At 72.8% G+C, this 6,144-nt stretch carries 4 protein-coding genes; 1 reads left to right on the top strand and 3 read right to left on the bottom strand.

Annotated features, from left to right (window positions below):
* Positions 1-308: 308 nt before the first annotated feature.
* Positions 309-1,394, top strand: a complete 1,086-nt coding sequence (locus tag ACWGDE_RS34895) for a tyrosine-protein phosphatase (protein WP_453393076.1) — start codon at positions 309-311, stop codon at positions 1,392-1,394.
* A gap of 84 nt (positions 1,395-1,478) precedes the next feature.
* Here the strand turns inward: ACWGDE_RS34895 and ACWGDE_RS34890 are convergent, their stop codons facing one another.
* The 3 genes from ACWGDE_RS34890 to ACWGDE_RS34880 all read right to left on the bottom strand — a co-directional run bounded on the left by ACWGDE_RS34890 (position 1,479) and on the right by ACWGDE_RS34880 (position 5,759).
* Complete coding sequence (locus ACWGDE_RS34890; RefSeq protein ID WP_453393075.1) at positions 1,479-4,070, bottom strand: bifunctional FO biosynthesis protein CofGH; 2,592 nt, start codon at positions 4,068-4,070, stop codon at positions 1,479-1,481.
* A gap of 40 nt (positions 4,071-4,110) precedes the next feature.
* Positions 4,111-4,899, bottom strand: coding sequence for an SDR family oxidoreductase (locus tag ACWGDE_RS34885; RefSeq protein ID WP_453393074.1), 789 nt, complete (start codon positions 4,897-4,899; stop codon positions 4,111-4,113).
* 134 nt (positions 4,900-5,033) lie between these two features.
* Entirely contained in the window at positions 5,034-5,759 is a 726-nt protein-coding gene (locus ACWGDE_RS34880; RefSeq protein WP_453393073.1) for a hypothetical protein, read from the bottom strand.
* Positions 5,760-6,144: the final 385 nt, after the last annotated feature.

Below are 6,144 nucleotides of genomic sequence, written 5' to 3'. Positions count from 1 at the left end.
GATTGGTGCAGGCGGACGCTGGCCAGATCCAGCCCCGCCGGCGTTTGAGGCGCGGGGTCCGGGGCGGAGCCCCAGGGGGCCGGGCGGAGCTCGGGGCGCCCCGTTGGCTCCGCTCCGGGGCCGGGGCTCGGGCCGGCGCTCCCCAGGGGCCCGGCGGAGGCTCCGCCGGCGGGGCGGGCGGGCCCGGGCTGGGGCTCGTAACGCGCCGGCCAGGCGGGTGGCACGTTTTGTCACTCGCCTTGCCACCGGCCGGTTCCGGCCATGCCGTGTTCACATCGCGTTATCCGGAGGCCAACAGTCTCGGGGGCATGAAGAAGGCACTCCTCGGCGCGACCGTCGTCGCCTCCACGCTCACCCTCACCCTGGTCGCGGCCCCCGCCGCCACCGCCGCCTCCGGGTGGGACCTGCCCTGGGCCGGCCGGCACCACGGGCACTCCGCCATCCCCTTCACCGAGGCCACCGTCACCGCCGGTGCGAACGGCTCGTACACCCTGAAGTGGAACGCCAAGGGCACCAAGCGCGTCGAGATCAAGGCCAACGGCAAGGTCGTAGCCAAGGGCGGCGCCCAGGGGCAGGCCGTGGTCTCGGGGCTGCCCGCCGCCGACCGGCAGTGGTTCGACTTCGACCCCGACCGCGGCGAGGGCCTGCGTCTCGCCGACCGGCTGATCAAGCTGGAGGGCACCGCCAACTTCCGTGACGCGGGCGGCTACCGCACCGCCACCGGCCAGTGGGTCAAGATGGGCGAGATCTACCGCTCCGACGCCCTCGACAAGCTGACCGACAACGACCTCGCCAAGCTCCAGCGCCTGCGCGTCAAGACGATCTTCGACCTCCGGATGGAGAGCGAGCGCGCCAAGGACGCCGACAAGGTGCCGGCCGGCGCCAAGTACGTCGTCGCCGACGTCTTCGCGGGCTCGCCGTCCTTCCAGACCATGCCCAAGTCCCCCGACGAGGCCGTCAGGGCCATGGCCGACGCCGAAAGGGCGATGGTCGGCGGCGAGGGCGGCAAGAAGGCGTACACGCAGGTCTTCGAAGGCATGGAGCGCGACCGCGACCGCGCCGTCCTCTTCCACTGCACCGCGGGCAAGGACCGCACGGGCTGGGCCGGCGCCACCCTGCTGACCGCCCTCGGCGTGCCGGGCGAGACCGTCATGGCCGACTACCTGGCCAGCAACGACTACCGCAAGGCCGCCAACGACGCGATCCTCTCGCACCTCCCGGCCGCCCAGGCGGCCGTCTACAAGCCGATGCTCGACGTCCGCCCGGAGTACCTCAACGCCGGGTACGCGGAGGTCACGGCCAAGTACGGCACCTTCGACCGTTACCTCAAGGACGGCCTCGGCATCGACTCCCGCGAGCTGAAGCAGCTGAAGAAGGACCTGCTGGTGGGCTGAGTGGCCCTGCCGCCTCCAGTACGTGAGCGGGCCCGGCCGGACTGTTCCCCGGCCGGGCCCGCTCGCGTACGGCGCGGCGGTGCGTCAGTCCAGCACCGGCAGCAGCTCCGGCAGGTGGCCGTCCGAGGCGCGGGCCGCGTCCTGGCGCTCCTGCGGGACCTCCCCGTAGAGGGTCGTACGGGCCTTCGCGGGCCGGCCCGCCGCCTCCGCGACCGCGATCAGGTCCTGGACGGACTTGTACGAGCCGTAACTGGAGCCCGCCATCCGCGAGATGGTCTCCTCCATCAGCGTCCCGCCCAGATCGTTGGCGCCCGAGCGCAGCATCTCGGCCGCGCCCTCCGAGCCCAGCTTCACCCAGCTCGTCTGGATGTTGCGGATGTACGGGTGCAGCAGCAGCCGCGCCATCGCCGTCACCGCCCGGTTGTCGCGCACCGTCGGGCCGGGCCGGGCGATGCCCGCCAGGTACACCGGGGCGTTCGTGTGGATGAACGGCAGCGTCACGAACTCCGTGAACCCCTCCACCCCCTTGTCCAGCGCCGCCTGCTGCACGCGGGCCAGGGTGCGGAAGTGGCCGAGCCAGTGCCGGGGCTGGTCCACGTGGCCGTACATCATCGTGGAGGATGAGCGGATGCCCAGCTCGTGGGCCGTGCTGATCACGTCGATCCAGTCCGCCGTCGGCAGCTTGCCCTTGGTCAGCACCCAGCGGACCTCGTCGTCCAGGATCTCCGCCGCCGTGCCGGGGATGGAGTCGAGCCCGGCCTCCTTGGCGGCCGTCAGCCAGTCGCGCACCGACATGCCGGTGCGCGTCGCGCCGTTGACGACCTCCATCGGCGAGAAGGCGTGCACGTGCATGCCCGGCACCCGCTGCTTCACCGCCCGCGCGATGTCGAAGTACGCCGTCCCGGGCAGGTCCGGGTGGATGCCGCCCTGCATGCAGACCTCGACCGCGCCCACGTCCCACGCCTGCGCGGCGCGGTCCGCGACCTGGTCCAGGGAGAGGGTGTACGCGTCCGCGTCCGTACGGCGCTGCGCGAAGGCGCAGAAGCGGCAGCCGGTGTAACAGACGTTGGTGAAGTTGATGTTGCGGGTGACGATGTACGTGACCTCGTCGCCCACCACCGACTTGCGCAGGTCGTCCGCGATCCGGCACAGGGCGTCCAGGGCCGGGCCGTCCGCGTGCAGCAGGGCCAGCGCCTGCTCGTCGGTGAGCTCCGTCGGATCGTCGGCGGCCTGCGCCAGGGCCGCCCGTACGTCCGTGTCGATGCGCTCCGCCACCATGCCGGGCGCCGCGGCCTCCCGCAGGGCCTCCCAGTCGCCGTACACGTCGTCGAAGTCGTCGCGGCGGTCGCCGGTACGGCCCTGCGTGTCGATGGTGGTGTGCAGGTCGGTGCGCCCGTAAGCCGTGAACCCCTCGTCCGGCTCCTGCCAGGGACGGCCCTCCACGGTCGCGGACTCGTTCGCGAGGCCCGTCTGCGCGTCGGCCAGCGCCCGTACGTGCGGCAGCAGCCGGGGGTCCAGCCAGGGCTCGCCGCGCTGCAGGAACTCCGGGTAGATCGTGAGGCGTTCGCGCAGCTCGAACCCGGCGGCGGCGGTCCGCTCGGCCAGCTCCTCGATGTGCGGCCAGGGGCGCTCGGGGTTGACGTGGTCGGGGGTGAGCGGCGAGACCCCGCCCCAGTCGTCGATGCCCGCACCGATGAGCAGCGCGTACTCGGCGTCGACGAGGTTCGGCGGAGCCTGGATGCGGGCCGAGGGGCCCAGGATGTGACGGGCCACCGCGATGGCGGCGGCCAGCTCCTCCAGCTCGGCGTCGGGCATGCCGCGCATGGCCGTGCCCGGTTTGGCACGGAAGTTCTGGACGATGACTTCCTGGATGCCGTGGTAGCTGCGCTGGATCCGGCGGAGCTCGAAGAAGGCCTCCGCGCGCTCCTCGTACGATTCGCCGATCCCGATCAGGACCCCGGTGGTGAACGGCACGTTGGAGCGGCCCGCGTCCTCCAGGACGCGCAGCCGGACGGCCGGCTCCTTGTCCGGGGAGCCGTGGTGCGGGCCGCCGGGCTCGGACCACAGGCGGGTGGCGGTGGTCTCCAGCATCATGCCCATCGACGGGGCCACCGGCTTGAGCCGCTGCAGCTCCGACCAGGACAGGACGCCCGGGTTGAGGTGGGGGAGGAGGCCCGTCTCCTCCAGGACGCGGATGGCCATGGCGCGCACGTAGGCGAGGGTGTCGTCGTAGCCGTGCGCGTCGAGCCACTCGCGGGCCTCGGGCCACCGGTCCTCGGGCCGGTCGCCGAGCGTGAACAGGGCCTCCTTGCAGCCCATGGCCGCGCCCTGGCGGGCTATGTCGAGGACCTCGTCCGGGGAGAGGTACATGCCGTGGCCGGCCTTGCGGAGCTTGCCCGGGACCGTGACGAAGGTGCAGTAGTGGCACTTGTCGCGGCACAGGCGGGTCAGGGGGATGAAGACCTTGCGCGAGTACGTGATGACGCCGGGCCGGCCGGCGGCTTCGAGCCCGGAGTCCCGTACGCGGGCGGCGGAGGCGGCGAGGTCCTTCAGGGACTCGCCGCGCGCCTGCAGGAGTACGGCCGCCTCGGTCGCGTCGAGCGCGACGCCGTCGCGGGCGCGGCGGAGCGCGCGGCGCATCGAGTTGTCGGTCGGAGCGTCACTCGGAGTGGTCATGGGCCGAGCATACGATCCGCCCGCACGGGGGCCGAGGGGCTCATCGCATCAGCTCACCGGCGTTGACCAGCAGCGACTGGCCGGTTATCGCCCGCGCCCGGTCGGAAGCCAGGAAGGCGGCGGCGTCGGCGACGTCCCCGTCGGTGGCCAGATCGGGCAGCGCCATGCGGTCGGTGAGCCGCGCGTGGACCTCGGCCTCGGGAACGCCTTCGGTGTGCGCGGTGAACGTGACGAAGGCCTGGACCGGCGGGCCCCACATCCAGCCGGGGAGCACGGTGTTCACACGGATGCGGTGGGGGCCGAGCTCGCGGGCCATGGAGTACATGGCGGAGGTCAGGGCGCCCTTGGAGGCGGCGTAGGCGGCCTGCTGGACCTCGTTGGGGGAGGCGATGGCGGACTGGGTGCCGATGATGACGACGGATCCGCCGGCGCGCTTGAGGGCGGGCAGGCAGGCGCGGGTCATGCGCAGGGTGCCGAGCAGGTTCACGTCGAGGATCTGCTGCCAGGTCCCGAAGTCGGCGTCCTCGAGGCCGCCGAAGTACGAGTCCCAGGCGGCGACGTGCACGACGGCGTCGACGCCGCCGAAGCGCTCCTCGGCGAGGGCGGCGAGGGCTTCGCACTGGCGCTCGTCGGAGATGTCGGTCGGCAGGTACGCGGTGTGCGAGCCGTCGGGGTCGATCTCGGCGGCGGACTTCGCGAGGTTGGCCTCGGTCCGCGCGCCGAGCACGGCGTTGCCGCCGTCCCGGACCACGGTGGCGGCCACCTGATGCCCGAGCCCGGCCCCCACGCCGGAGACGATGACGGTCTTCCCTTGCAGCAGCGGCGACATGACGCGGCCTCCTGATCCTGACGACAGGATGGATCTGACGGGGCGTCAGGCTACGGGTCGGGGGGCGGGGAGGGAAGGGGCGCAGCCCAGCTCGAATCCCGCCCCCCCGGCCCGGGCCCCGGACCCGCCCCCGGTCAGAGCTGTGCCTGTACCAGGCGCGTCACCTGGCCGGACATGAGGAAGGTCGGGACCCCGCGGGGGCCGTCGCCGCCGAACGACATCTTCCGGAAGTCGATGATCGCTGCGCCGACTCTGACGACGACGTGCTCCTCCATCAGCGTGTCCTGCCGCTCCGAAAGGTCCGCGGTCAGCGCGAAGGCCAGGGCCTCGTCGCCCTCGGGCGGAGCCGTCCGGTCCACGACGCTCACCACGGGGGCGTTCGGGGTACCTGCCGCGGAGAAGGACGGGCAGGCCGCCCGGGTGGTGCGGAGCTGGGCGAAGGCATCGCGGGCGTCGGCGACGTTCTTGTAGGCGGCAGTGGTCATGCCGCCGCGCGCGGCGTCGGCCTTGAAGGTGAGGCCCTGCGTGACCACCACCGTTGCGGACAGTCCGTCCTTGAGGCCCAGGAACTGCCCGCACACGGGATTCGACAACGGCTTGACCGAGGCCGGTTGGCGAACCTCGGCAGGTGCGGGCTCGACCTGGTAGGCCTCTGCCGGCACGGCGGTGTCGAGGAGGGCCGCGGCGTCGAGCGGCTTGCGGTCGGGTGAGGGGGAGGGCGAGGGCGAAGCCGAAGGGGTCGTGGTGGTTTTCAAGGCGCCCTTGTCCGCGCCGGACAGGGGCCCGCACCCTGCGGTGAACAGACCCAGCCCGATGGCCAGCGCCGCGAAAGACCTGCGTCGTCGTATCCGTCGGTGCATGCGCAGTCCCCCGCGGTCGTTCCCGGTCACAAACCGTCCGCGACTCTACGGCGCGCAAGAGGCTCGCGACCAGGGGTTTCGCGCGGTGGGGGAGGGCCGGAGCTGCGAGCGGGGCGGGGCTGCGGCGGTGGGGCGGGGGTGGGGGGTGACCGGAGCTGCGGGCCGGCCGGGGGCTGCGACGGTGGAGCGGGGGCGGGGTTGGCGGGGCCCACGCACTCGGTGGCTTCGACGGTGACCGGGGGGCGTCCCGGGTGTCGAGTGTCCTTCCGTGCCGGGCCGGCCTGTCAAGGGCGCTCCCTTCGGTCGCGTCGCTTCGCGATGGCCTTCGGCCACCCTTGACAGGCCGTCCCGTCCCGGAAAAACACAAGACTCCCGGGATCCCCCC

This window comes from Streptomyces sp. NPDC054956, assembly GCF_053609185.1.
The sequence above is the reverse complement of the archived record's forward strand: the minus strand, read 5'-3'. Positions and strand labels throughout refer to the sequence as shown.

Coding starts and splice junctions, on each gene's coding strand:
- ACWGDE_RS34895 (WP_453393076.1), top strand. CDS start 309: ATGAAGAAGGCACTCCTCGGCGCGACCGTCGTCGCCTCCACGCTCACC.
- ACWGDE_RS34885 (WP_453393074.1), bottom strand. CDS start 4,899: ATGTCGCCGCTGCTGCAAGGGAAGACCGTCATCGTCTCCGGCGTGGGG.
- ACWGDE_RS34880 (WP_453393073.1), bottom strand. CDS start 5,759: ATGCACCGACGGATACGACGACGCAGGTCTTTCGCGGCGCTGGCCATC.
- ACWGDE_RS34890 (WP_453393075.1), bottom strand. CDS start 4,070: ATGACCACTCCGAGTGACGCTCCGACCGACAACTCGATGCGCCGCGCG.